This window comes from Brevibacillus sp. NRRL NRS-603 (assembly GCF_003013445.1).
Lineage (GTDB): Bacteria > Bacillota > Bacilli > Brevibacillales > Brevibacillaceae > Brevibacillus > Brevibacillus formosus.
This window is the reverse complement of sequence record NZ_PXZN01000066.1, coordinates 18,216-43,281: the sequence shown is the minus strand read 5'-3', so window position 1 is coordinate 43,281 and position 25,066 is coordinate 18,216. Positions and strand designations below refer to the sequence as shown.

Annotated in this window: 24 protein-coding genes; 2 read left to right on the top strand and 22 right to left on the bottom strand. The window is 49.8% G+C overall.

The annotated features are described in order from the left end of the window. The first annotated feature begins 584 nt into the window (after window positions 1-584). Window positions 585-1,805 carry a hypothetical protein gene (locus C7R94_RS27515; protein ID WP_106785772.1) on the top strand — a complete coding sequence of 407 codons (1,221 nt, stop codon included), beginning with the start codon at window positions 585-587 and terminating at the stop codon, window positions 1,803-1,805. Between the two features lie 282 nt (window positions 1,806-2,087). On the opposite strand, the gene C7R94_RS30125 is transcribed toward C7R94_RS27515, so the two are convergent. From C7R94_RS30125 to C7R94_RS27415, 21 genes are all read right to left on the bottom strand, one after another. Then, a complete protein-coding gene (locus C7R94_RS30125) occupies window positions 2,088-2,246 on the bottom strand; it encodes a hypothetical protein (protein ID WP_158264714.1) in 159 nt (52 codons plus the stop codon). A 28-nt stretch (window positions 2,247-2,274) separates the two neighbouring features. Then, window positions 2,275-2,688 (bottom strand): VOC family protein, encoded by a 414-nt coding sequence (locus tag C7R94_RS27510; RefSeq protein WP_106785767.1) that lies wholly within the window; start codon window positions 2,686-2,688, stop codon window positions 2,275-2,277. Between the two features lie 77 nt (window positions 2,689-2,765). Next, window positions 2,766-3,518: an RNA polymerase sigma factor gene (locus C7R94_RS27505; protein ID WP_106785766.1), complete on the bottom strand. Its 753-nt coding sequence runs from the start codon at window positions 3,516-3,518 to the stop codon at window positions 2,766-2,768. Between the two features lie 133 nt (window positions 3,519-3,651). Continuing rightward, window positions 3,652-4,521 (bottom strand): putative RNA methyltransferase, encoded by an 870-nt coding sequence (locus C7R94_RS27500; RefSeq protein ID WP_106785765.1) that lies wholly within the window; start codon window positions 4,519-4,521, stop codon window positions 3,652-3,654. A gap of 310 nt (window positions 4,522-4,831) precedes the next feature. Next, window positions 4,832-5,791: an ATP-grasp domain-containing protein gene (locus C7R94_RS27495; protein ID WP_106785764.1), complete on the bottom strand. Its 960-nt coding sequence runs from the start codon at window positions 5,789-5,791 to the stop codon at window positions 4,832-4,834. After that, a complete protein-coding gene (locus C7R94_RS27490; RefSeq protein ID WP_106785763.1) occupies window positions 5,792-7,063 on the bottom strand; it encodes a type III PLP-dependent enzyme domain-containing protein in 1,272 nt (423 codons plus the stop codon). It lies immediately after the preceding gene. Beyond that, window positions 7,056-8,228, bottom strand: a complete 1,173-nt coding sequence (locus C7R94_RS27485; RefSeq protein ID WP_106785762.1) for a DegT/DnrJ/EryC1/StrS family aminotransferase — start codon at window positions 8,226-8,228, stop codon at window positions 7,056-7,058. The genes C7R94_RS27490 and C7R94_RS27485 overlap by 8 nt, the downstream gene beginning before the upstream one ends. Further along, window positions 8,225-9,256 (bottom strand): GNAT family N-acetyltransferase, encoded by a 1,032-nt coding sequence (locus C7R94_RS27480; protein WP_106785761.1) that lies wholly within the window; start codon window positions 9,254-9,256, stop codon window positions 8,225-8,227. Before C7R94_RS27480 ends, C7R94_RS27485 begins: the two co-directional genes overlap by 4 nt. After that, window positions 9,225-9,872, bottom strand: a complete 648-nt coding sequence (locus tag C7R94_RS27475; RefSeq protein ID WP_106785760.1) for a sugar transferase — start codon at window positions 9,870-9,872, stop codon at window positions 9,225-9,227. The genes C7R94_RS27480 and C7R94_RS27475 overlap by 32 nt, the downstream gene beginning before the upstream one ends. Beyond that, window positions 9,856-10,866: a polysaccharide deacetylase family protein gene (locus C7R94_RS27470; RefSeq protein ID WP_106785759.1), complete on the bottom strand. Its 1,011-nt coding sequence runs from the start codon at window positions 10,864-10,866 to the stop codon at window positions 9,856-9,858. Before C7R94_RS27470 ends, C7R94_RS27475 begins: the two co-directional genes overlap by 17 nt. Next, window positions 10,833-12,071, bottom strand: coding sequence for a glycosyltransferase family 4 protein (locus tag C7R94_RS27465; RefSeq protein WP_233220687.1), 1,239 nt, complete (start codon window positions 12,069-12,071; stop codon window positions 10,833-10,835). The genes C7R94_RS27470 and C7R94_RS27465 overlap by 34 nt, the downstream gene beginning before the upstream one ends. After that, window positions 12,031-13,233, bottom strand: coding sequence for an O-antigen ligase family protein (locus tag C7R94_RS27460; RefSeq protein WP_106785757.1), 1,203 nt, complete (start codon window positions 13,231-13,233; stop codon window positions 12,031-12,033). The genes C7R94_RS27465 and C7R94_RS27460 overlap by 41 nt, the downstream gene beginning before the upstream one ends. Then, entirely contained in the window at window positions 13,234-13,950 is a 717-nt protein-coding gene (locus tag C7R94_RS27455) for a phosphocholine cytidylyltransferase family protein (RefSeq protein ID WP_106785756.1), read from the bottom strand. Continuing rightward, a complete protein-coding gene (locus tag C7R94_RS27450) occupies window positions 13,895-14,722 on the bottom strand; it encodes a CDP-alcohol phosphatidyltransferase family protein (protein ID WP_106785755.1) in 828 nt (275 codons plus the stop codon). Before C7R94_RS27450 ends, C7R94_RS27455 begins: the two co-directional genes overlap by 56 nt. Before the next feature lie 15 nt (window positions 14,723-14,737). Beyond that, window positions 14,738-16,135, bottom strand: coding sequence for a flippase (locus C7R94_RS27445; protein WP_106785754.1), 1,398 nt, complete (start codon window positions 16,133-16,135; stop codon window positions 14,738-14,740). A gap of 23 nt (window positions 16,136-16,158) precedes the next feature. Continuing rightward, the gene (locus C7R94_RS27440) at window positions 16,159-16,854 is read right to left on the bottom strand and encodes a CpsD/CapB family tyrosine-protein kinase (RefSeq protein WP_047071776.1); all 696 of its coding nucleotides are present in this window, start codon (window positions 16,852-16,854) and stop codon (window positions 16,159-16,161) included. Then, the gene (locus C7R94_RS27435; protein ID WP_047071775.1) at window positions 16,829-17,581 is read right to left on the bottom strand and encodes a YveK family protein; all 753 of its coding nucleotides are present in this window, start codon (window positions 17,579-17,581) and stop codon (window positions 16,829-16,831) included. Before C7R94_RS27435 ends, C7R94_RS27440 begins: the two co-directional genes overlap by 26 nt. Continuing rightward, window positions 17,574-18,662 (bottom strand): LCP family glycopolymer transferase, encoded by a 1,089-nt coding sequence (locus tag C7R94_RS27430; RefSeq protein ID WP_106785753.1) that lies wholly within the window; start codon window positions 18,660-18,662, stop codon window positions 17,574-17,576. Before C7R94_RS27430 ends, C7R94_RS27435 begins: the two co-directional genes overlap by 8 nt. Continuing rightward, complete coding sequence (locus C7R94_RS27425; protein ID WP_106785752.1) at window positions 18,659-20,554, bottom strand: polysaccharide biosynthesis protein; 1,896 nt, start codon at window positions 20,552-20,554, stop codon at window positions 18,659-18,661. The genes C7R94_RS27430 and C7R94_RS27425 overlap by 4 nt, the downstream gene beginning before the upstream one ends. A 40-nt stretch (window positions 20,555-20,594) precedes the next feature. Beyond that, a complete protein-coding gene (locus tag C7R94_RS27420; RefSeq protein WP_233220686.1) occupies window positions 20,595-21,875 on the bottom strand; it encodes a nucleotide sugar dehydrogenase in 1,281 nt (426 codons plus the stop codon). Then, on the bottom strand, window positions 21,868-22,851 hold the full coding sequence (locus C7R94_RS27415; protein WP_106785750.1) for an NAD-dependent epimerase: 984 nt from the start codon (window positions 22,849-22,851) through the stop codon (window positions 21,868-21,870). The genes C7R94_RS27420 and C7R94_RS27415 overlap by 8 nt, the downstream gene beginning before the upstream one ends. A gap of 191 nt (window positions 22,852-23,042) precedes the next feature. On the opposite strand from C7R94_RS27415, the gene C7R94_RS27410 reads away from it, so the two are divergent. After that, window positions 23,043-24,581 (top strand): glycosyl hydrolase family 28-related protein, encoded by a 1,539-nt coding sequence (locus C7R94_RS27410; RefSeq protein WP_106785749.1) that lies wholly within the window; start codon window positions 23,043-23,045, stop codon window positions 24,579-24,581. A gap of 56 nt (window positions 24,582-24,637) precedes the next feature. Here C7R94_RS27410 and C7R94_RS27405 read toward each other — a convergent pair whose 3' ends face one another. Then, the gene (locus C7R94_RS27405; RefSeq protein ID WP_233220685.1) at window positions 24,638-25,039 is read right to left on the bottom strand and encodes a hypothetical protein; all 402 of its coding nucleotides are present in this window, start codon (window positions 25,037-25,039) and stop codon (window positions 24,638-24,640) included. Window positions 25,040-25,066 lie beyond the last annotated feature (27 nt).

Here is a 25,066-nt window from a genome sequence, read left to right as displayed (position 1 = left end):
GGAGGAAACAGGAGAAAACGCTCCAGCTTCTTGGGTCACCTGCTAGGGGGATTCACTGCACGGCTCCATGGAAAAAGCGAAACCGCGTCCAAAGTAGAGGGTCAGGGATGCTTTTCAGAGGTGGACGCTTAAAGGCGTGTTTCACTTTTTCCATTGCGCCTCGGTAGGTGCCCCAAAGATCTTCGCTTATTTCTCCTGTTTCCTTGCGAGCAATTGCGTTTCAAGTGGCTTTTAAAGATTGAAAACAAACGGTCAGCAACGCCAGAGAAGAATATTTCCAGTCCTAGCGACTTTCGAAGTCCAGCCTAGCTTCGCAGTGATTTGCGGGCAAAAGAAATGCAACGTGCCCACGCTACGAAGCGGCCACCACTTTTGCGTTTCCCCGCAAATCGCTGCGAAGCGGACAGTCCCCACTTCCTAGCAGGACGTAGCCCGGAGCGTAGACTGGAAATATTCTTCTCTCCTCTACAGCAACTACAAAATCTGCTTGCCTTTCTATGCTATATTTTTATTAAGCTCCAACGTATTGAGATGTATCGATACATAGCGCAGAAGTCAGGAGTTAAGAAGGAAGGATGAAGGCAATGCCAAATCATAAGCAAGTTCGTTCTCCTGCTGGTTCTATAAGAGAAGATGGTCGTTATCCTATCGACCTGACTGGCCCTCACAGCCACACCCTTGTTATCAAGCCCGGCGTAGGCAGTCTCTCCATCGGACCCTCACAATTGAGCAATAAAGCAGATCTGCACGTCGATCCCTATACGCCCATCACTTGGAATGTATTCGATCCTTTTGCCACACCAGCTGGCTCGCCCTGGCCGCGATTTCTGTACTACGCAGGTAGCGACGCGGGCTTCTTTGACTGGGCCAAAGAACGCCCCATTGAAGAAATGTCATGGGTTCCGATCCTACCTAAAGACATGGACGTGGACGCCAGCCTGTCCAAATTGCACAGCTTGCATATCGGACTGGACCAGTTTGATAGCCGTTTGCATCTGAATCTCCCGAAACGCCAGGTTTCTGAATATTTCCGTTTGAGTGTAGCTGGCGATCTGTCGCGTTTATCTGTCGCTGGCGATATGCCATACTCTCTGACACTGAAGCCACGCACCAGCCGCCGCAAGAATAATGATCCCTTCTTGTTACCCGATCTGGGCGAGCTGTACCAGGTCACGAGCCTGACGCTTCAAAACGAACCGTTAGCGCAGCCTATCTCGCTGGAGTGCCTAAGTCGTTTTCAGAATCTTACATCACTCAGTTTGTGGGGGAATTTCTGCGATTTGGAGTTGCTAGCTCATCAGACCCAGTTAACGAATTTGGAGCTGCGGTTCATGCCTGATCTGGTTGACTTGCCGCCATTAAATGTGTGGCCGTTGCTTGACAGATTTATCGCCTTTAACGTAGAGGAGATTACGGGCAAGCGACTGAGGCAGCAAATGAAAGCACGAGCTAACACCCGTCCATGGGCTGGCTACGCTTCCGTGAGCCAATTACGAAAGCCTGAGTGGTGGACGACCGAGTTTGGCCGCCCCTTTTCGTCCTGGCCTAAACGTATGGCCAAGCTGGCTAATGAAGCCTATGACGTTGCAAAAGCGGCCTTGGCCCAAGCCCGCAGCCTTGCTGATGCGGAGGCAGCCATTACTGCCTTTACCGTGCGTTTCAACACCCTCAAAGGTATCGAAACCGTTGAACGAGAAGACCTGGGTGAAGCCGTATGGCAATTAAGTCAGTCTGACAACCAAATTGGCCAGCCTATTACGGAGGAAATGGCTCAAAGCTGGTTCGACGCCGCACGCGATTACTAAAATGAAGTGAGGCAATGTTGATAACAAGTTTTAAGGCCATCCTTTGCGGGATGGCCACTTTTAATTTCACTGTATTCAACGTTCGTTCTCCGTTTCGTTTAAGATTGCCTCACCTAGAAACTTCTCAACTTCGCTTATGCGGATAGGGTTTCATGTGACTTTTAAGGATTGAAAACAAACGGTCAGCAACGCCAGAGAAGAATATTTCCAGTCCTAGCGACTTTCGAAGTCCAGCCCAGCTTCGCAGTGATTTGCGGGCAGAAGAAACGCAACATGCCCACGCTACGAAGCGGCTACCACTTTTGCGTTTCCCCGCAAATCGCTGCGAAGCGGACAGTCCCCACTTCCTTGCAGGACGTAGCCCGGAGCGTAGACTGGAAATATTCTTCTCTCCACTGCGGCCCCGTTGATAAGAAGAATAACCACCTGCATAACTCTCACAGGTGGCATCTTCGGCGCTAGAAGAACTCTATGCGTTTCTCTCTTCATCCTCAGCAGAAGGCCAGCCACCCCATAGGTGGTTCAAATGCCCATCCGGATCACGAAAACTAAAGCTGTAGCCTCCGCCCCTCTTATACGTCATTTTACTTACTTCGACTCCTTTGCTTTTCAACTCCTCATAAACCTCATGAATTTGGTCTACCTGCAAGGAAATAATCGGCTGGGCTTGTCCGGCCATATCGGTAAAGTCCAAACGCGGAACTTCTGGGCAACGAATGAGTCCGAGACCTACTCCACCTACGTTCAACCACGCCTCATTGTCTCCAGGTGTATATTCAAACGTGAATGGAATGCCGAGGACATCGCGGTACCATTTTATAGATACCTCCAAGTTTTTGACTGGCAGCTGTACAACCGCAAAATTACGCACATGAATACTCAATTGTGTTCGCTCCTTTTTTTAAATATGTACTTTCATCCTCATAAACGAAAGAACAGAAGAAAAAGAAACGGGCACTTCTACCATTTCTGAAAAAAATGCAGCAAATGTCCATCCGGGTCACGAACAGCAAAGAAAAGGCGATCACCTGCTACTGCAACCTTTTCCACGCTCACGCCCTGTTCAGCGAGGCACAGGTACGTTTGACAAATCGCATAGGCATCCCCTGCACGAAAGGCAGCCAAAAATTGCTCGAATCCTTCTTTTGATACAAAACCGGACGAATCACGACGTCCAGCTTTGTCGATTTTCTTTTTGGCGGGCGAGCTTTCATCCTGTCGGGATTGCTCAGCCAACACGAACAAGCGCTGGCGTGCCCTCTTCACCCCTTCCTTCACTGCCCCTACGGTCGTATGCAGCAATGTGGCTGTTTCCTGTGCCGTAAACGAAAAAATGTCCATCATGAGAATCAGCACCATCTGTCTGGCATTTAGACGATCCGCCAGTTGCTCGAACACCTCTCTCTGAACAAACGCATCGGATACACTCGACTGGTGCAGATAGATCGCTTCATCAAACAGGGCGGGATGCTCATTCGCCTTTTCTTTCCGGCAAAGATCGATCCAAGCATTCGTGGCAATTTGCCTCAAAAATGCCTTGGTTAGTTCTCTCTCTGGAGCCTTCTGCAAGGAACGATACACCTTCGTCAATGTTTCTTGCAGGAGATCCTGCGCATCCCACTCGTTTTTCGTAAGGGACAAGCAATGCTTTTGAATATCTGCAAGAAAAGGTTTTACGCGCAAAAAGGAAGCCTTATCCTGATCAGCCTCCATACGATCCCTCCGAAACTTTCCGACTATTCATACTTATTTTCAAAAAAATAAAGAACGCTGTCAACAAAGACCCATGTAAAAATAGGAAAGCGACCGTCCGGAACGGATTTTCCCGCTCCAGACAGTCGCTGCTTTATTTCCTGCCAATCAGCACAATCAGGTCTATCGTCATGTCCACTCCTGCCAAGTGAGTCACCCTGTCCAACTGCTTAGATGTCGCTCCCCATGCCAACGGAGTCATCTGGAGCAGAGAAGTGAGACTCCCTTCATCCAATCGGAACTGATACTGAACCCGTTCCTTGCCGATTAGCTGGAAGCTGGCTTTGAAGTGCTCGATCGTACGATGATTCGCATATTTTGTTTTGGGTGTGTCTTGATACAAGACTTCTCGTAGCTCTCGCAAATAGTTGGCCTCTGGAATGACTTTGATTATCCTTCCTTCATCAGCCAGGAGTCTATGAAACTCATCCGTATTGGATGGAGATAACAGATTGAAAATGTACGGAAACTGTTTGTCCGCAAACGGCGCCTTCGTCAAATCGCCGACGCACCAAACTACTTCTGGATCACTCTTCGCAGCTAGCATAACTCCCTCTTTGGCGAGATCGACACCCACTCCGATAAAGGGGACTTCGCTTGTTTGCATTACTCTCTGCCGAACCTGCGTCAGATGATAGCCTTCGCCGCATCCTGCATCGAGCACGTACATCTGGCTTTCCTCAGGTTCTTTCGTTTGCAGGATGACTTCACTCAAGACGTCATACAATGGATGAAAAAATCCCTGTTCCATTATCGCCCTTCTCGCTGCAAACATTTGCTTGTCATACTTTGTTTTGTAGGCTCGCGAAGCCAAGTGAACATAGCCGTGCTTGGATAAATCAAAGCAATGATGATTGCTGCAAACCAAGCTGGTTGCAGGTACGTTGCGCATAGCCGCCATGCAAATTGGACAACGAAAAATCTCCACATGTTGGGAGATAGCTGTAGAAATCAAAAAAAGCACCCCATTCATTCGTATTTCGGTGAATGAAAAAAGGCACAGTCAAATAAACCCCAAGCATTTTCAAAAAAATGCGGGATTACGTTGATCTGTACCTCACATTACCGATAACGAACGAACTGGATCATAACCATGACGAGTAACACTCCTAACCTTCAATCAAGCGAGCGATTATAATGGGCGCTCAACTATGATTATAGCACAGTACAGAGATATACCAGTACGATGAAAATTGGGGTACCGGAATGCTGAGAGGGCAGGAGCTCCGTTTTGCTTCCTGCCCATGCCGGCTTATGAAAGATGGTGGTTGCCTTCACTCCAGAATCATGACCTCATCATATTTGATCATGATGCTTCCTTCCTTGTACTCCCCCACTTTTGGCACATTCACCAGCCCCTTTATGTTTTGGAGAAGCGCACGGACGCTGTTCACTCCGCTTTCGTGAGCATGCGGATACCCCCCGCCAAAACGGGGATTGATCTCCGACACAACGTAGTGATCTCCCACCAAGAAACAATCGATGTCAATGGGCCCACGCAACTCTAGGCCACGAATGAGCTCCTTCGCTAGTGAAAGCAGCCGCGGATCTTTTACCGCCAGGGAGCGATCCGTCTCCCCTGCTCGCATCCGCAGCTTTTTGCGGGCGAAAAGTGTCACCAGCTCTCCCGAGATCAGATCCACATAGCCATCCATTCCATACTCCTCCGCCTGCAAGAACGGTTGAATGACGACATCCTCCGTTTTTTCCATGAGCACGGACCATTCTTGATCATTCTCTACACGTGTGATGCCCAAACTGGCACTCCCATACCGTGGCTTAACGATCAATGGATACTTAATCTGCCCTGAAAAAAGCGCTGCTTGTACCTCGTCCATTTTTGTAAAGGTGGGAATGACAGGAATCTCGTGTGCGGACAAAAAGTCATACGTTGCCATCTTATCCAAGCACATCTGGATGACATCCCGATTGGACACGATCACCTCGATGCCCTGCATGGAGAAATGATCTGCATGCGCAGCCAATAGTGTCAGCTCAGGGTCTATTAAAGAGAGGATTGCCTTGATCTCGTACCGTTGGCAAATTTGCAGCAGGGCATCTAGATAATCAGGATCGTCGATACGCGGCACCTGCTCGTGATGATGGGCAGCGTACAGGGCCGGGGCCGTCGGATCGCAGTCGACTGCTATGATTTTGCCAGTGTCACCCCATTCCCGTACAAAATAGTGGAGCAGCTTGACTCGTCTGCCTACACTGGTCACAAGTACGTTCATTCAGTTCACGACCTCCTGCTTGTCAACGTGAAAACGATAAACCGATTCGGGAATGAATTGTTGGAGAGTCTCTTTTCCCCTGACAATGATCGCTTCATTTCCGTCGATGGCGAGAACCGGCGGCCTCTCCCGAATAAATGGCGGATTAAAGACGAGCGTATAAGCTCCCACGTGACCGAAGACAAAATAATCCCCGCTATCAGGCAAAGGCCCCGTGTAGCCTTGAAGCAAATAATCTTTTTCCATACATGTATACCCGACAACATGATAGCTCGCTTCGGGAACGTACTTGCGGTTGCACACAAGTCGGACAGGCAAGAGGTGCGCGTGCATCGTCGGCTTGACATTGTGTATGCTGCCATCCACGAGAACAAACCGCTCTCCTCTGTTTTCCTTTACATCGATGACTTGGCAAACGAAATCAACGGCATCTGCCACAAGTGAAATACCCGGCTCCAGAATCAGCAACGGCGCATGATCCAGCTCCGCCAGCTCCTCCCTCACGACAGATGTAATCGCTTCGGCGTACTCCTCAAAAGTTGGTGCAGCTGTCATCCCGAACGAGGCTGGGAGCTCGCCATAGAATCCGCCCCCAATATCGATAAAAGCAAGCCGCTCTCCCAAATGCTGTTTCCCCAAATGGCATAAATGACGCGTTATTTGACGATACACACCCACACTGCGATTCGTGGAAAAGTGTCCATGCAACCCGACTACATGCACATTCGGAGCGACAGCCAATTGGCTCAGGGCTTTTTCCAAATTGCCGTTTTCGACGCAAAAACCAAATCGGCTGACCTCGTACCCATTTTGCAGAGGGCTCACTCCCCCCCTGGCCAAATCCACATTAATCCGCAGCCCGATCCGAAACGTCTTCTCCGGATACTGCTTGGCGTAGACCACCACCCACGGTATTTCCGAAAAGGAATCCAGATTGATCAGGCTCCCCTGCTCCAAGGCAAGGTGAATGTCCTCTTCCGTTTTGAGCGGGCCGTTAAAAATAATGGCGGCAGGATCGACGCCGAGTTTTAGTGCCAATTCGTATTCCAGACGAGAGACAACTTCTGCATGCGCCCCTAACTGATGCAGCTTTTGGCATAAAAATGGCAAGTAATTGGTCTTATAGGAATACGCGACGACTACATGCTCATAGCGTCGAGTAAAAGCCCGTTGGAAACGGCGATAGTTCTCGGTAAGCTTCACTGTATCCAGCACGTAAAAAGAAGACGAGCAGAGACTGCGCCATTTTTCTACCTGCTCATAACTATACATGGCGCACCCCCTGTTCCTGGTTCAGGAGGCAGTTCGTGATCACATCGATGACTCGCTCTTGCTGTTCAGCGGTCAAACTGGAACCGGACGGCAGGCAAACCCCTTGGGCAAATAACCGATCTGATACACTCTCATCAGGTTGGTGTGGATAGTATTGGCACTGTTCGAACAACGGTTGAAGATGCATCGGCTTCCACACAGGACGCGCTTCGATATTTTCTTTGCCCAATGCATCGATCAGTTGTGCAGCAGAGAGGGTTGTGTCCGCTGGATTCAGTGTCATCACGGTCAGCCATCGTGTGGATCTCCCAGTCGCCGGCTCGGGCATGAACGAAATACCAGGCAATTGTCCGAGGGCTTGTTCATAACGCTCGTAAATCCCTCGCCTTGCCTCGATGCGCTCCTCCAAGACGCGCAGCTGCCCCCGGCCAATCGCCGCCAGTACGTTGCTCAACCGATAGTTGTAGCCCATCTCTTCATGCTGGTAATGCCTGGCTGGCTCCTTCGCCTGCGTCGACCAGAAGCGCGCCTTCTCGATCGCCTCAACGTCATCGGAGACGAGCATTCCACCACCTGAAGTTGTCATGATTTTATTGCCATTAAATGAAAAAGTCCCAACATGACCAAAGGCACCGCTCATTCTCCCTTTGTATACAGCCCCTAGCGATTCTGCTGCATCTTCCACCACGCACACCCCATACTGCTCACAAAGCCCAATCAACGGCCCCATATCTGCGCTCTGCCCATATAAATTGACGATGACGACCGCCTTGGGCAACCTGTCCGCTGCTGCCGCTTCCCTCAAGGCTCGCTCTAATGCCTGCGGAGACATATTCCAAGACCCTTCCTCGGAATCAATGAATACAGGAGTCGCTCCCTGGTACAAAATCGGATTGGCACTGGCGACGAAGGTGAGACTGGAGCAAAACACCGTATCACCCGGAGCGACGCCCGCTAGTCTTAGCCCGAGATGGATAGCAGCCGTACCAGAGGACACAGCCAGTGCAGCTTTTACGCCCACATACTGGGCAATCTCTCGTTCAAAAGCATCCACGTGTTCCCCCAACGGTGCGATCCAATTGGAGGCAAAGGCGTCTGCCACCAAGTCCCGCTCATCCGCCCCCATATGTGGCGGTGATAAAAAGATCCGCTGCTGCGCACTCATTTAGACGTCCTCCCATTGCGATAGGCAGGAAAAAAATCTTGCTCGCCAGCCTGATCGACCTGTAGTTTTTGACACAAAGCCAGATACACTTCCTCATCGTGAACTTTCTTGCCCATCCAGTAAGGAAAATGATTGCCGTTTGCAAACGACGACTTGAAACGGAACAAGCCATCTCCATCCAGATTTCCGCCTCCAAGGAGAAGGAGCTGTGCTCCATCCTGCTTTGCCTGCTGGATCATGGCGTCGAAGAGGAGGTGGTTGACGCCAAGTGCCATGTCCTCCGTATGGGATGCCCCTAGCTGATAGTGGGCGAATTGATTTCCACTGAGCAAAAGCACTCCCGCCACCGGCCGATCCTCATGCATAGCAAGCAGAAGGCGGGGCTTGCACAATGCTGTTTTTTTCATGAGCCCCCTAAAAAATTCCGGTGCATAGTAGTAATGCGCTGCGGCTTGATTGCGGTCCATCGTCTCCCGATGCATCTGGATAAAAGAATGCAGCCGATCGGTCCCACCCAATGTAACCCGGACGTCGTTTGCCGTAGCCTTCCTCATATTTCGTCCGACGTTTTGCGTATAGTGGGCACGAATGTAGGCAAGTGTGGGGCGCAAATCGACCGCTGTTACCATCCTCACCAGATCCAGCCGCATTTGACCCGCGAACATCTCCGCATTCCCCAGCAACGGATGAAAGCGAACAGTTTCTGTCAGATAGTTTTTGTACCGACAGTAGACGTGGAATTGCTCCTGGAACAATCGGGCGGCCGTCTGCCCTCCCACGACAAATGGCCCTCCGTATCCAATCGAAACCAAATCGGCATAGCCGGAAATCCACCCATCCAGACGTCTGACCAAATACGGATAGAAAACCTCGTTCTCCCCACTCTTGAAAAAAACAGCTTCTGGCGTGCCCTGCTCCATTTTGGCGTATAGCTGCACAAATTCTTTCGTGTAGGACACGTCCAAATGTAAAAAACGTCGCAAATATTCGGTCCAATCATCCTGCTCCGACAGTACGATCAGGCTCACATGCTTCCCTCCCAGCGCGCTCTGTGTTTTCACTCCCTCTGAAGTCTTCTACCGTGACGCTGCCCTGCTGATTTATGCCTGTCGATTGAAAAACGCGCTTGATTGTCAGACCGATAATCCGCATATCCAGAAAAAAGCTGCCATTTTCTACATACCAGACGTCCAGCTCGAACTTTTGCTCCCAGTCAATCGCATTTCTCCCATTGACCTGCGCCCAGCCTGTAATCCCTGGCTTTACATCGTGTCGCTTTAATTGCCGCGGCGTGTAAAGAGGCAGGTACTCCATCAGCAGCGGTCTCGGCCCTACGATGCTCATCTCACCACGAAGCACATTCCATAATTGCGGCAGTTCATCCAAGCTATACTTGCGCAAAAGCGCTCCGAATGATCCCAGTCGCTGCTCATCAGAAAGAAGCACTCCACTCTCATCGCACTCATTGGTCATTGTGCGAAATTTGTAGATGAAAAAAGGTTTTCCATGCAAACCTGGCCGCTCTTGTACAAACAAAACCGGAGACCCCAGCTTCCAGCGGATGAGCAGACTCACTAGCAATATCAGCGGGGACAGCATGACGAGCATCAAGAAGGATACGCAACGATCAAACAAAGACTTCATGCCGCACCTCCTGTTGCTTCCACTTCGCTGCCGCTTCCTCCATGCTGAGGCTCTGTATGCCGTACTTCTCGCGTAACATGGAGTAATGCTGGAGTATTTCCTCTAAAAAGGACAGATTCTCTTTGATGTGCTTCCCAAAGTTTTCCGGATGCCACCATAGATGGTACAAACGCTTGTGCTCTGCCGTATGAGTCAGGTCGCATTTGATTCTTTTCATGCGCCATTTCTCCAACCTCTGCAGTCGTGGAGAATAAGGACGCAAAAACCGGCTGGATGGTACATCGACCATTCCCTCTGGACTACGCTGCAATGAAACATAGTTGTTATGACCGGAGAGATTCACATACGCATCCATCAGTCGCATCGCTCGTTTGAACAATGTCTCCTCGGCAGCCCCTCTTGTGTGGTACATCCAAGACTGCTCGTTACCGCGATAGGAACGAAACCCCTTTTTCTTGCACAAAGATAAATAAGCAGGCTGCACCTGATTTCGCGGAAAAACGATGCTGGAAGGGGAATAGCCTTTTTTGCGAGTTAATCTATGAAAAGAAGCAAGGTCAGCAGCAAAAGCTTCGGGAGTTTGTCCCGGCTCTTGACAATAGTAGTGGGAAAGGGTGTGGCTTCCGATGAATTGATGCGGGTAAGAGGATATCAGCTTGATTAAGGAAGGAGCAAAATGATACGGATCGACCTGCTCATGCTCTCCAATCGCATCTGTGTCCATATAAGGATAGGGTGACAGCTTTTCATCGGAATACGCCGGGAGATGCCGTGGGACGACACTTGCCAGCTCCTTGCGAGACTCGCAAAACAAAAAACCGACAGTAGCCCAGGTGACGTGCATTTCATATTTGGCAAACAGCTCCAAAAGCGCGGGGATCACTTGACGAACGCCTAACAAATTTTGCTCATAGGACTGAATGGTTCTCTTGTCTCGGACGCCCCAGTAAAGTTCAAAGTCTAGGGAAATGACGAATGCTCCCGTCTTGTCCAATCTTCTCCGCTGCCTCCTTTCTCCTGCTCTCTTTCTTCTCGCAGCTGACCAGTGAGTTGGGCAAATAACGCCGCCTGCTTCGCAAGGACCGCACGCTCATCGAAGTGCTCAAGCGCGATGCTGCGGCTGTTCTGCCCAAATGCTTCTCTGAGTCTCGAATCCACTACGAGCTTTTTTAAGGCTGCATACAAGGGACATACTTGTTTTGGTTCTACTAAAAATCCGTTGACCCCGTCCCTGACTTCTTCCCGACATCCACGGATATTCGTGGCGACGATCGGTTTTGCCATCGCCATCGCCTCAATGATGGAGCGAGGCAGTCCTTCGCGATGAGAGGGAAGAACAAAAATATCGCTTGTGGCCATCAGCTCCGGGATGTCTGTGCGGAATCCAGCCAAAATGATTTGCGGATGCTGCCGGCAAAGCTCCACGAAGTCTTGCCCCCGCTGATCGCGTTCACTGGAAGACACGTCCCCCACCAATAAGAGGCGCAGGCGCGGAAATTCGCCCGCCAGCTTGCGAAAGGCCTCCAACAGCTCGAAAATCCCTTTCTCCGAAACCATGCGTCCTACATAGGTGATCACCACATGATCATCCCGCAGCCCCAGAGAGGACTTGATAGACTGAACCTTTTCTCTCGTAACGTGTCGGGGATGAAAGCGTTCTGTGAGATCAACGCCGTTGCCAATGTGCAGAATCCGCTCCGCCTGAGAGGAGAAGCCATCCTGCACGCTCAATTCGTAATCCTCTCGACTTTGAAGCAAGAGATAGTCAGTCATATGCCGGGCAAACCACTTTTCCAGTGTGTAGTACATCTGATACGTGCTTTTGCTCATGCCCTCGTGAAAAAAGTAGCCATGCGCTGTGTAAATGACATGCGGCACTCCTGCCAGCCTTGCTGCCACACGTCCGAGAACAGCCGCAATCGGCGTATGAACATGCACGACATCATACTTCTCCTTTTTCATCAGCCGATACAATGCCCCAATGGTCACCAAATTGGAAATCGGGTCGATCTTTCGCTTAATGGGGATACTTCTGAGCGTCAATCCCTTCGCTGTTAACAGATCAAATCGCCCTGTATCCGAACACGCAGTATGCACCTCGTAGCCTTCATCCATCAGCTTTTCAATTAAGGGAAACAGCAAGCTTTCTACAGAGCGGTCAATTGCGCATACTTGTAAGATTTTTTTCAAGCAGATCACCGCCATTTTTGATCTGACGCGTATTGATTTCGGCTGTCACGAAATACAGCGCGAGCATGATCCAGAAAAACGTTTCGCGAATTCCGTTATGTGTAATTCCATACAATATTTGGAACACAAGTGGATACCAAGTAACCAATCGATGCCCACGGACCGCTCCATACATCACAAGAATGAACAACACCGTGCCCATTACGCCGTAGGAGAAGAACAGATTGGCTAAGGTAGAATGTAGCTCCAATGAAATGCTGCTGTTAAATCGCTCGTACATCCCTTCCCCTGCTCCAAACAAAATGTACTCCGGATGGTTGGCAATCCGGTCATAGCCACGCGCTGCCAAATTGTCATCCGAATCTTCCCCGAGCGATACCATCCGTTCTTCGATTTGTGTGTAAATAGATGCGTCGCTCAGTACATTTTCGTTGGTGTACAAATAGATGAAGAAAACCGTGAAGGACGAGACGAGCACGCAAAGCAGATTCATCCAAAACAAGCCCGTTCTCTCTTTGATGGAGAGGAGCAAAAAAGCGAGGTACATCCCTACGGCACTAATGATCGCTGCTTTCGACAACGATGCTGCAATGATGCTAAACGCCGTACCGATCGCAATAAAGAGTGGAATGGTCTTCACGGATACGAAGCGAGCACACAGCAGGCATATACCCATGCACAAAAGCCCAAAATAGCCGAGCTGGTTCGGATTGTTGAAGAACAACGATTGCCTGAACTCGTCACTATCCGGTGACAGTCCTGACACGAGAATGAATGCCTGAACGAGCAAGGAAGTGGACGTAGCCAGGAAGACCCATTTGACGTACTCTTGGGGGTTGCGCCTGAACAAAATAACCAGGGCAAGCATCACGGCTCCGTTGTACAAATACCACTTGGTCGAGCTGAATACATCCATTTCTCCGCCGAGTGCAATCGCCCATATACCATTCACCATCATAATGTCGTACAAAAATAGAAGGGTAAGGAAGAGAAAAAATCCGAGTCTGCGGTTGATCCGCCCCAGGCGAAACAAGAAGCTGTAGGTGATCAAGACCAGCATAATAAAATCGGCGATTTGCGGATTGCCACTGGGGAAGAAGTAGAAGGGCTTTAGCACCACGTATAGCAAAAGAAGAACCTTATCCGCTGAGAGCTTTTCCTTGATCATCATTTACCTGTGGGCCAGATGGTTGGTGAATTGCAGGATTCGCCGATAATCCTCCCACGTATCAACCTCTGCCCAAAATAATCCCGGTGGTATTTGTGTGACATACACATTCCTTTCGCCCAAAAAAGAATACAGGACATTTTCCCACCACAAATCATACTGCTTCTCCTGAATCAACCTTTGTAATCGACGCAAAAATATTGGCAGAAAGCTCTCTTGAACCTTGGCAATTCCAACGTATTCGCCAGTTGTCTCTTCCAGCGAGAGCTCCTTTCCATGACAGAGCAACAGTCCGTTTTCATAGCCAAATTTATAATCTCCCTCATAGCGACGGACTGGATCAGCATACATGACAGGACATGCGGTCTCTTGCAGCACGACTTCCAGCACCCTTGATTCAAAGTAAACGTCGGCGTTCAACAGCAAGCAGTCATCCCCTTGCAAAAACTCGCGGGCGAACCAGAGAGACACCATACTATTCGTCCGATCATAAAAAGGATTGTGATAGAAACGAATCGATTCATCTCTGAGCAGCTTGGTAATCACGTTGGCTTGATAGCCCACCACCATTGCGATCTCTTCAATTCTGTGGCGCCTTAGCTCCGCTATCGTATTTTCAATGAGCGCTTGGTTCCCGATATCCACTGTACACTTGGGAATACCGTCAATTTGCTCGTTGATTCGTGACCCGAGACCTGCTGCCATGAGCAGTGCCTTCATCCGACTCCCCTCCTTCTTTCAGAGATGGCATGACGTATTTGATGTTCAGCTTCAGCTTGTACACCGATCTGGCCAGTCCGACGAACAGGTGGTAGAAGGTCCATAGGAGCAAAAATAGCATCTGACCGCTGGTTGCCCACAGAAACGCGGTAACGAGCAAGCCCAACTGATAGCCCGTTTGGGTAAGAAAAAGGAAGACAAAAGCATCGAGCCATTTGCTGCGCTTTCTCATGGAGACCGTTTCGTGAGAGATTTTCCCTTGACTAAAGACGAGATCAGAGCCATTGGTCGCCAAAATCTCTGCAAAAATCGTGAGAAGAATCAAATAGAGCAGCCACGGCCCCAACAGCGCGTGATGATTGATAATCCCGTATATCACACCGAATGACACCAGGTAGAGTGCATAGTTGAGCCCGATGTCCAGCCATTCTCCGCCCTTGCTCTTCTGGTTGCGCATGCGGGCCACTTCCCCGTCGACGCAATCCGCCAAGTAGCACACCTGACAGAAGAAGCAGCCGAGCAGAAAGGATGCCGCCGTTCCGTACATAAATGCTGCAGCGCTAACAAGTCCGGCGACAATTCCCCCCATTGTAATTGCGTTGGGGGATATTTGTGTTTTTCGGCCCAGCAATAAGCTCACGTAGATAGAGATGCGACGAGTAAAGTAGTACGACCAAAATTCCTCCCTGCTCCACGGCTTCTGCACCTGCACACGGCAATGCCGCGTTTCTTCACTATCCCAAAACATAGACGGATACAGCTCATCCTTCACGGTAAGCCACCTTCTTCATGACCTCGTCTCCGATAGTGAGACGGAATATTTTTCGGACAAAAACGGGATGTACCACGTACGAAAGCCGAAATATTTGGATGCCCAATGCGAAGCACAAAGATCTCGGCAGATCAGGCTGATTGAAGTAGCAATGGCTGCCCCGATAATTCCATACAGCGGAATGAGACAAGCGTTTCCGATTATGTTTAGTGCAGCTGAACAGACAAGAATATTGCGGGCCGTTTTTTGATGCCCGGTCATCGTCAATAAGGGGATGACACTGCCTGTGCAAAAATTGATAAACTGCCCCATGCACAAAATCACAAGGACGAAGCTCTCACTCGCAAACTCTTCGCCAAAAAAAGTGAGCAACGGAACGGCGAATATCGCTACCAGCAGATTGAGAGGAGCAGAGGTGAAGAAAATGAGCCGATTGGCAAACGAAATCATCTTTTTCAAGCCGTCCATATCATTACGTGCGTACAGCTCAGAGAACTTGGGAGAGAGGATCGTATTGATGGAAATCAGCGCAAAGCCCGTCACCATTGCCAGACGAATGACCACACTGTATACTCCGACGGTTTTTGCATCCGTAAAAATGCCCAGCATGATCATATCTGTCCACGTCATAATCAATTCCATCGATGCACTGAGATACATCGGGAGTGCGACTGCCATAATTCTCCTCAACCCAACACCAGGCTCTCCCGCAGTCGGCTGTGCACCGCTACGAAATCCTCGGCTCGTCGCATACCACTGCCCCATCCCATATACGGCATTCAAGATAACAGCAGCTGCGAGCAGTTGAATCAAGAGCATCGTACTGGGTTCGAAAATAGGAATGGCGATGAAGAGAAACGCCAAGTGCAGAAAACGCATACCGACGATATCGACAGTGATCGAGAGGACAACCCGATGCAGTGCCCGAAACGCAGATGCATACAGCCTTCCGAGCGACACAAATGGAAGCATCCACGCGACGACTCGCAGTGCCTCTGCTGGCAGCTCCCCTGCAAATACGTAGTCGGACACCTGCTCTGAGAACACATGCAAAAGTGCCCCAAGCACAATCGAAATCAGCGTCGCCCACAGTACTACTTTGTTGAATACTTGAGAAATCTGATAAAGTGAGCCTTTCGCACGAAATTCCGAGAGAAAGCGGATGATGGCTGTATCCGTCCCCAAAACGGCCAGCACCATTCCGATGTTCATCAAGGTGATCGTGAGTGAATAGATGCCCAGGCTCTCGGCTCCATACTCTCTGGCAATGTAGAACTGCAAGAGATAGAGCAGTACGAAGCCGAGGAGCCGAAACAAAAACGTAAAGGCCGAGCCGCGAATCACTTCGTGAACATCGCGATCTTTATTGAGACGGCTCCATTGTCGTTGCCAAGCTAATTTGAGGGCATGCATGCCTACAAACGCCCCGCTTTCTGCTATGCGTTGTACCCATATCCGTAGTAGCCTTCTCTCTTCCCTACCTTTTTGTTGTTGAGAACAACACCGAGCAGATTGGCTCCTGCCGCTTTTAACTGCTCTACCGCCTTGACAGCAGAATCCCGCTTCGTCTTGCTTGCATCCACCACCATGACACAGCCGTCCATTTCTCTCGCCAGCACCATTGCGTCACTTACGATCAAGGGCGGACTGTCGACAATCACAAAATCAAAGTTGTGACGCAGATATGCCATCAATTCCAGGAGCCGTGGCGTCCCGAGCATTTCCGCCGGATTATGCGGGATCGGCCCTGCCGTAATGATTGACAGCTCTGACACACCAGATGGTTGAATAATATCGGCTATCTCGCACATATCCGAAAAATATGAACTGATCCCGTACAGATTGGGCATGTCAAAGGTGAAATGTACGCGCGGATTGCGCAAGTCAAAATCAAGCAGCACCGTTTTCTTGTGATCCTTTGCCATCATCAAGGACAGGTTGGCAGCGGTGATCGTTTTCCCCTCAGAAGCCCCTGGACTGGTGACTAAAATCGTTTGCATCAGCTTGTCGCCCATGGAAAACTGAATGTTTAAGCGAAGAGTACGGTAGCCCTCTACCAGCGGAGACAGCGGCTCCCAATGGGCGATCAGCTTTTGGTAACGATCATCAGGCTTCTGCCTTCTCATACTCATTCCTCACTTCCTCCACCTTGGGCTGGCGAAATGCCTTCCGTGTTTTTTTGTCGATCACCGCAATGGTTGCCAGTACAGGTAAGCCTAGATACTCCTCCACTTCTTTTTCCGATTGAAGGCGGGTATCCATCTGCACAAGCAAGAAGACGACGACGATAGATGTTGCCAACCCGAGGACAAAGGCGATCACTGAATTGAGGATCGGTTTTGGGCTCACGGGAATGGCCGCCGGATTGTTTCGGGCTTCCGCCAAAATATGCACGTTATTCATGCTGAGCATTTTGACGACTTCTTCCTGAAAGGTCTTTGCGATTGTATTGGCGATAAGCACAGCTCTGCCCTGATCCGGGTCCTCTACCGTAATGGAAATGACCTGCGAGTCCTTGACGGGCTCTACCTTCGTATGCAGCAGCAGATCCTCCATCGTAGCGCCTGCCCCGATCACTTCGAGCACGCGTTCCATCACCCGCGGACTTTCAATAATCACGCGATAGGTCTCAATCAATTTCAGATTGGAATCAATTTCCGCGACGGATAGCACGCTCTCTACGGTTGAATCCAGCGAGCGATTTACTAATATTTCCGTCTTAGCCTGATAAATCGGTGTCAGTAAATAGAAGCTCACGAGCGCTGTTCCGATAGTGCATAAAGAGGTAATCAAAAGGATCAGCTTCCAGCGCTTCAACAGCATCAGGAGTATTTCACGAAGATTAAGCTCCTCATTCATCCTGCTTCCCCCTTTGCCCCGCCATGCTGTCATTTCCTTCTTTCGGCAGTTGTACGGGAGGTTCGATTTGTTTTTGAAAAGTTGAAAGACTCTCAGTCAACCTCTCACGCTCTTGCGGGCTGACGATATAGTAGTAGATTCCATTGATCACTTGACCCTTTCCTTCCAAACGAATCGTCTCGACGGAGGTAACTGCCGTGCTGTAGCTTAAGGCAAGCTGTTTCATCACATCAAAGGTCATGTTCGTTTTCACGTATTTCTCCATCGTCGCAAGGACATCATTCAATCGGGTAGGCGCTGCAAGAGTTACCCCTTTGTCCAGCAATGCCTTGATGATTTCCTGCTGTCTTTCGTTGCGTCCGAGGTCGCCTCTCGGATCTTCGTAGCGCATGCGAGCGTAGACCAAGGCTTGCTTCCCGTCTAACTGGATGGGACCGACCGGAAAGGTGTAATCGGCATAAGTAAAGGCAAGCTTGTTGTTGACCTCCACTCCACCCAGCGCATCGATCACACCTGCGAATCCTTCCATATTCGCGGTCACCACGTAATCAATGGGAAATTGGAGAAACTGCTCGACGGTGTCTACTGCCTGCTGCACTCCGCCGAATGCATAGGCGTGATTGATCTTATCCTGGGTACCTTTGTGAGCGATAGCGGTTCGCGTATCACGCGGTATGCTGATGAGCAACGCAGATTTCGTTTTCGGGTTGACGGAGAGTACGAGGATGACATCAGAGCGCCCCTTGTCATTCTCTCGTTCATCAACGCCTAGAAGCAGTAGGGTGATCGGTTCTTTGGGTAAGATAGCGGGGTTCTCCACTTCAACCGCAGGCGGTGTCGTTGCTTCTTGGGAATTCATGGTCGGCGTTTGTCTCACAGATGCTGGTTCAGTCGCTACAGGTATCTCGACAGATTTCTGCGTGCGGATAGGGAGGTACATTTTGCTGGCCGTTTCTTTTAACGCCAGATAGACGTACACACTATAACCACTCAGGCTGATGAGGCAAAACAATCCTCCCCACACGAGCAGCCGCTTCCACTTGATCGTGGCGATCTTTTCCTTCCATTTGCTGGCGCTCATCCGATCGCCACTGGATAAGGGACTGGCGTAGACTCTTCCTTCACGTAAGAAGCGGATTGATAGCCTGGAACGATCCCTTGCAAAATCTCGATAATGGATTGTTTGTCCTCCATCGTCGATCCCTTTTCTGCGATTTGCTCCAACTGGGCGATCCCTGCCAAGAGCTCATTCCATGAAAAATCGAGCGGCTTCCCAATGAAGATGCGATTATGGCAAGTAGATGACAGGCCTTCTTCCGCCGTCAAAATTTCTTCGTACAGCTTCTCACCCGAACGAATTCCCGTGAATACGATCGGAATATCCTTCCCGGGCTCCAAGCCTGCCAAGCGAATCAGATCGAGGGCCATGTCGACAATTTTGACCGGTTTCCCCATATCGAGAATGAATATTTCCCCTCCCTGAGCGAGTGCTCCCGCCTGGATGACGAGCTGGGCAGCCTCAGGAATGGTCATGAAAAATCTCTCCATATCGGGATGTGTAATGGTAATCGGTCCACCTGCCCGGATTTGATTGAGAAAAACAGGAACGACACTCCCCCTGCTCCCCAGGACATTTCCAAAGCGAACAGCCGCAAACCGGGTAAGTCCGAAATGGTTATAACCCTGGATCAGAAGCTCAGCGATCCTTTTCGTGGCACCCATCACACTGGTTGGATTCACTGCCTTGTCCGTCGAGATCAGGATGAAATGAGAGACGCTGGTTTCCAGCGCGCATTCAGCCACGTTTTTCGTACCCAGAATGTTATTTTTTAATGCCTCACACGGGTTGTTCTCCATTAATGGCACATGCTTGTGGGCTGCCGCATGAAAAACAACGGCCGGACGATACTCCTGCATAATCGAAGCAATTCTTTGTCTGTCACGAATATCCGCAATCAAGCTGACCGTCTCCTGCTCAGGAAACAAACGCGAGAGCTCCAGGCTCATTTCAAAAATCCCGTTCTCTTCATTCCCCAAGAGAAGAAGTTTCCTTGGGCCAAATCTAGCTATTTGTCTGCAAAGCTCGGATCCAATCGAGCCCCCCGCTCCTGTCACGAGTACGACTTGCTGCCGCAAGTACCCCGTAATCTCTTCCAGATTGACTTGTACAGGCTCCCTTCCCAATAAATCCTCCAACGCTACATCCCGAATCATGTTCATTGTGATTTTTCCGCTGATGATGTCTGCTACGTGCGGCAAAATTTTGACACTCGCTCTCGTCGTTTTGCAAATGTCGAAAATCTCCTTAATCGTCTGCCGGGAAGCGGATGGCATGGCAATCACAATGTCTGATACGGAAAGTCGTTGCACGACACGGGCGATATCAGCCCGATTCCCTACGACCGGCAAGCCGTACACGCGCAGATTTTGTTTGCTGGGTTCATCATCGATAAAGGCCACTGGACGCAGCTCCGACAAAGGCGAGGTTTTCATCTCTCTGGCTACGAGCACACCTGCGTTGCCTGCCCCGATAATTAATGTGCGCCTGCGATCCTGCGTTCTTTTCTCCCGCTCTTCATTCCACCACTTCCATACGAACCGGGAGCCTGTGATGCCGAGCAACACAAAGGCTAGCGTCATCAGAAAAAGTGAGGTGGGAAATCGGATGGACCAACCAAGCAGATACGTCATTTTTAGTACCAAATAGAGCGCGAAAACGGAAAAGCTCGTGGCAAAAATGATCGAGACCAGTTCGCGAACACTGACATAGCGAAAAACAGGTCGATAGAGTTGAGCAAAGTGCATGCCTGTCACGACGAACAGTACGTGGCCCATCATCAAATACATAGGTTGATATTCGCTTATTTCTGTGAAAGAAAAATCAAATCGAACCAGGCAGGCCAACCAGACAGCCAAGCTGATAATTCCTGCGTCCGATAAGCTTAACCAGAACCTTCTCTTCCGGTAGCTCATATTCATCCGCTCCAGGTGATCGTTATTCAAAGAATGGTCATCATAAACGCCACAGGCTAATTTCTGCCGGGCATGTTTCGCGATTGAGCACGCTTTTCACGTCCGCGATGACACCTTGCCCCTGATACAAGAGCCCGGCAAGCTCCTCCCATCCCAGGTGCAGATATCGCTCATGAGGTACGGCCAATACAATTCCGTGGGCAGGCTGCAGATCTTCCCACTCTCGCAATTGAATGCCGTATTCCTCTTTCGTCCGCTCTGGACAAGCCAATTCATCTGTCACTTGGACCTCTACTCCGAACTCCTTCAGTTCCTGGACAATGTCGATGACCCGACTATTGCGAATGTCCGACACGTTTTCTTTAAAGGTGATGCCCATAATCGTGATCCGCGAGCCTTGAATCGCAATATTTTGCCAGATCATTTGTTTCACGAGTGAGGTCGCGACGAACTTGCCCATTCCGTCGTTGATGCGTCGTCCAGCCAGTATGACCTGCGGATGATAACCAACACTCTCCGCCTTGTATGTCAAATAGTACGGATCGACGCCAATACAATGACCACCGACGAGTCCGGGAGAAAATGAAAGGAAATTCCATTTAGTCCGAGCGGCTTGCAGCACATCTGCCGTAGAAATGCCCAAGCGATCAAAAATAATCGAGAGCTCATTGATTAAGGCGATGTTGATGTCTCGTTGCGTATTCTCAATCACCTTGGCTGCCTCAGCCACCTGAATCGAGGGCGCTTTGTGAATACCTGCCTCTACAATCAGCCCATACATCTCGGCAATCGTTTCACACGTCTGGCGATCCTGCCCTGAAACGACCTTGACAATCTGCGACAATCTACGTTCCCGATCCCCCGGATTAATTCGTTCAGGTGAGTAGCCGACATAAAAATCAATCCCCGCCAGCTTTCCAGACGCTTGTTCCAGTACAGGAATACAAATCTCTTCTGTTGCCCCTGGATAGACTGTCGATTCATAGACGACGATGGTCCCTGTAGTCAGATGTTGCCCAACGATTTCAGACGCGAGAATGAGTGCCCGCATATCGGGCCGTTTCGCAGAATCGACAGGAGTGGGTACCGTTATGATAATAAAATCACACGCCGCTAGACTTGCGGGGTCATCTGTGTATGTGATGTTGGCTCGCATCAGTTCTTCTGTCGACATCTCCCCGGTTTCGTCCATTCCGCTCTCCAGACTGCGTATGCGTCTTTTGTCTATGTCAAAACCAACCACTGGAAGCACTTGGCCAAAAGCAATCGCGACAGGCAGTCCTACATATCCAAGACCTACTACTCCCACTTTTTTACGCATGAGCGACACCATAATAGCTGACGTACCAGTCTACAAAGCGAGATATCCCCACATCGACTGGTGTTTTTGGGCGAAAGCCTGTCGCCTCATATAAAGCTTCTACTGACGCATAGGTAGCAGGAACATCCCCCGGCTGGATGGGCAAATAGTCGCGAACAGCCTTTTTCCCCAGCTTCTCTTCCAGAATCGAGAGAAACGTAAGTAAATCGATCGGCTGGTGATTCCCAATGTTAAAGACCGCATGCGGCGCTTTCCCCCCCTCCCTTTGGGGAATTCGATTCATCAGTCGCAGCATCCCTTCGACGATATCGTCCACATACGTGAAGTCCCTCGTCATTTTTCCGTAGTTGAAAATGCGGACAGGCTCTCCCGACAAAATCGCCTTGGTAAACGTATATAGCGCCATATCGGGTCGGCCCCACGGCCCATATACCGTAAAGAAGCGAAGTCCAGTCGCGGGCAAGCCGTATAAATGACTGTAGGTATAGGCCATCAGTTCATTGGCTTTTTTCGTTGCTGCATACAAGCTGACCGGCTCATCTACGGGATCGTACTCCGCAAATGGCAGCTTTGTATTCCCTCCGTAGACGGAGCTTGAGGATGCGTAGAGCAAATGCTTGACTCTCGACCGCCGGCAGCCTTCCAAAATGTGCAGAAACCCGGTGATATTGGAAGTCGTATAGGCATGGGGGTTTTCCAGACTGTACCTAACGCCCGCTTGAGCGGCCAAGTGAATGACAAGCTCCGGCTTCATTTCTCGGAACAACTCGTCCATTTTGCTCTGATCTGCAATATCCGCTTTGATAAAACGAAAGGATGGGTACGCTTGGAGGAGTTCCAGTCGTTTGCTCTTCAAGACCGGGTCGTAATACTCATTGCAATTATCTACCCCCCACACCATCTGTCCTTGTTCCAAAAGCTGTCGCGCTACATGAAAACCGATAAATCCAGCTGCACCTGTCACCAAAATCGACATACTATCCACCTCTTTGCTTATTCATACGGAGGTTCTAGGACAAATATGCCAGTGGTTGCCCAAAGTTTATGAAACACATTTTTATGTAGTCATGCCCTTTTTACTAAATGGTTGTCAACATTTGAGAAATGGTTGAATGAAATGAAAAGAAGACAATCTTGTCTACCAATTTTATGGAGGAGAATGCTTTTATGTGGATTGATGTAAAAACACACGGAGCAAAGGGGGATGGAGTGACCGACGATACCCAAGCAATCCAGGCTGCCTTGACTGCTGCGCTGAACCTGCAAATTCCATTATTTTTCCCTGCTGGTACCTATGTCATTGAACCCAACAGACTGGAGGTCATCCTAGGAGCAGGAAAAAGCCTAGTGATGCAGGGAATCGGTCCTTTTTCCGTCTTAAAAAGGAAAGCCGATTCATCTGCCGCAGATTGGCGCTGGCTTTTCTCGATTACGTCCTCGGGTGGGGATGCTGATTCTTTTGTGGTCTCCAATCTGAAGATTGATTCCAATGCAAGAGCAAATCCGCTGCCACCTGATCCTTACGATTACGAGCATAGCGCTGATTTTTACATTCGTGGTGGGGGTCCTAGCAGCTATATTAATTACGTAGCGCTACAACATGTATGGTGTACGGATGGAGTCGCCGACCATTTTTACTTTGCCGGGGAAACGAACTGCTATGTCCGCTCTGTGCAAATTACCGATTTTTACAGCGACAACCGCAAGCGTACACGCTCAGACATTACGGTGACGGGTGGCCTAGAACGTCTGAATGCAACGAATGTAGCGTGCGATCGTTTTGAGGTCGAGCTCAATCAAGGGTACGACGGAGCCACACCCATGTTTGTAAACCTGAGTAATATCACTTGCCGTCAACAGCTCGACTTGGAGGGAGATCTGTCCTCCCCGATGGTCGTGCAAGGTAGTCAGCTTGTTTCCCTCGCCAGCTTCAGTCTCACCGGCATGACAGGCTGTATCAGCTCATCCGTTTTTTATACCGCACCCAACGAGAAAAATCGGGTGAACTTTATGAAAAACATGACGTTCAGTAATTGTCGCTGGGTATTGCATACAACCGCACAAGGAAGTACGAAGACAGTAGGTACAGGTCTGACCGTGGATTATTCGGATGTAGGACTTGTATTCGATGGCTGTAGCTTCGAGGCCAATGATACAGCGACTTCCATCGGCGGCTACGCATTGAGCTTGGAGCCATGGGATGTGCTCGCCGAGAGACAGGTTACCGTGAGAAACTGTTCATTTGACCCTCGGCTGACCCAAAACATTTCGTTGAACCGCTGCGGAAACGTCTCTCTCATAAACAACCGTTATTCCGGCTCTGACCACGCGATCATGCTCTACGGCACCGGAACGTACCCATTGGTAGTCACCGTGGATGGTGGCGACTTCACCCAGGTTACCGGAAAAATGTTTTATCACAAGACTTCGGATAAAATAACCCTCTCCATGAAAAACCTCCCTGTTCCTGTTTCCCTCACTAGCGGCTACAAATCCGAAAACTCTTCCTTTATCCCAACTGTTTCCATCAACGAACGTGTTGTGTATGTCGCAACAGCCCCCAGCGCCTCCGTCAAATACGGCGGTATCAAAGGCGATACACTGCGCTTGATCACTCCTGTAAACAATCAACCATGTGAATGGATTGCCACTACGACAAATAAAACAGCCTGCACCTGGCTAGTGACCAAAACGGCCAAAAGCTAAGGGGAATGAAAAACATCCATCTGGCCCCTCGTTGTGGGATAGATGGATGTTTGTTATTAGGCAATACGCTCCAAATCCGGATTGTACCGTTTCACATAGGTATAAATTTCTTCCCCAAGCAATTGCGTTCTCACTAGCTCATTTGCCCGCTCACTCAAATGCTGGGTGAGTTGATTGACCCCATTTTCGATGCGTCTTTTGGCAGCCTCAGGCAGTGTCAATACATGCGGTACGAGCAATTGCAGGTACCATACGCCCTTTTCTTCCTCGGATACATCGATTTCCAGTTCCATGTCCGAACTGTCGAAATCGTACAGCTGGTTAAAGAGCGACTCCCTTTTTTCCAGCGTCATTGCGGCAATGTCGATTTTTTCCACGCTCAAATAATACTCTTCATTGAACAAGACCATTTTGTCGTCAATTTCCTGATACTTTTTCGCCAGCGGATTCATCGTCATCGATCCTTTCCATCTCACATCTATCTT

Excerpts from the sequence above, each read along its gene's own strand:
- C7R94_RS27515 (WP_106785772.1), top strand. The coding sequence starts at position 585 with ATGCCAAATCATAAGCAAGTTCGTTCTCCTGCTGGTTCTATAAGAGAA.
- C7R94_RS27505 (WP_106785766.1), bottom strand. The coding sequence starts at position 3,518 with ATGGAGGCTGATCAGGATAAGGCTTCCTTTTTGCGCGTAAAACCTTTT.
- C7R94_RS27495 (WP_106785764.1), bottom strand. The coding sequence starts at position 5,791 with ATGAACGTACTTGTGACCAGTGTAGGCAGACGAGTCAAGCTGCTCCAC.
- C7R94_RS27490 (WP_106785763.1), bottom strand. The coding sequence starts at position 7,063 with ATGTATAGTTATGAGCAGGTAGAAAAATGGCGCAGTCTCTGCTCGTCT.
- C7R94_RS27485 (WP_106785762.1), bottom strand. The coding sequence starts at position 8,228 with ATGAGTGCGCAGCAGCGGATCTTTTTATCACCGCCACATATGGGGGCG.
- C7R94_RS27475 (WP_106785760.1), bottom strand. The coding sequence starts at position 9,872 with ATGAAGTCTTTGTTTGATCGTTGCGTATCCTTCTTGATGCTCGTCATG.
- C7R94_RS27460 (WP_106785757.1), bottom strand. The coding sequence starts at position 13,233 with ATGATGATCAAGGAAAAGCTCTCAGCGGATAAGGTTCTTCTTTTGCTA.
- C7R94_RS27455 (WP_106785756.1), bottom strand. The coding sequence starts at position 13,950 with ATGAAGGCACTGCTCATGGCAGCAGGTCTCGGGTCACGAATCAACGAG.
- C7R94_RS27445 (WP_106785754.1), bottom strand. The coding sequence starts at position 16,135 with ATGCATGCCCTCAAATTAGCTTGGCAACGACAATGGAGCCGTCTCAAT.
- C7R94_RS27440 (WP_047071776.1), bottom strand. The coding sequence starts at position 16,854 with ATGAGTATGAGAAGGCAGAAGCCTGATGATCGTTACCAAAAGCTGATC.
- C7R94_RS27435 (WP_047071775.1), bottom strand. The coding sequence starts at position 17,581 with ATGAATGAGGAGCTTAATCTTCGTGAAATACTCCTGATGCTGTTGAAG.
- C7R94_RS27430 (WP_106785753.1), bottom strand. The coding sequence starts at position 18,662 with ATGAGCGCCAGCAAATGGAAGGAAAAGATCGCCACGATCAAGTGGAAG.
- C7R94_RS27425 (WP_106785752.1), bottom strand. The coding sequence starts at position 20,554 with ATGAGCTACCGGAAGAGAAGGTTCTGGTTAAGCTTATCGGACGCAGGA.
- C7R94_RS27420 (WP_233220686.1), bottom strand. The coding sequence starts at position 21,875 with ATGCGTAAAAAAGTGGGAGTAGTAGGTCTTGGATATGTAGGACTGCCT.
- C7R94_RS27415 (WP_106785750.1), bottom strand. The coding sequence starts at position 22,851 with ATGTCGATTTTGGTGACAGGTGCAGCTGGATTTATCGGTTTTCATGTA.
- C7R94_RS27410 (WP_106785749.1), top strand. The coding sequence starts at position 23,043 with ATGTGGATTGATGTAAAAACACACGGAGCAAAGGGGGATGGAGTGACC.
- C7R94_RS27405 (WP_233220685.1), bottom strand. The coding sequence starts at position 25,039 with ATGACGATGAATCCGCTGGCGAAAAAGTATCAGGAAATTGACGACAAA.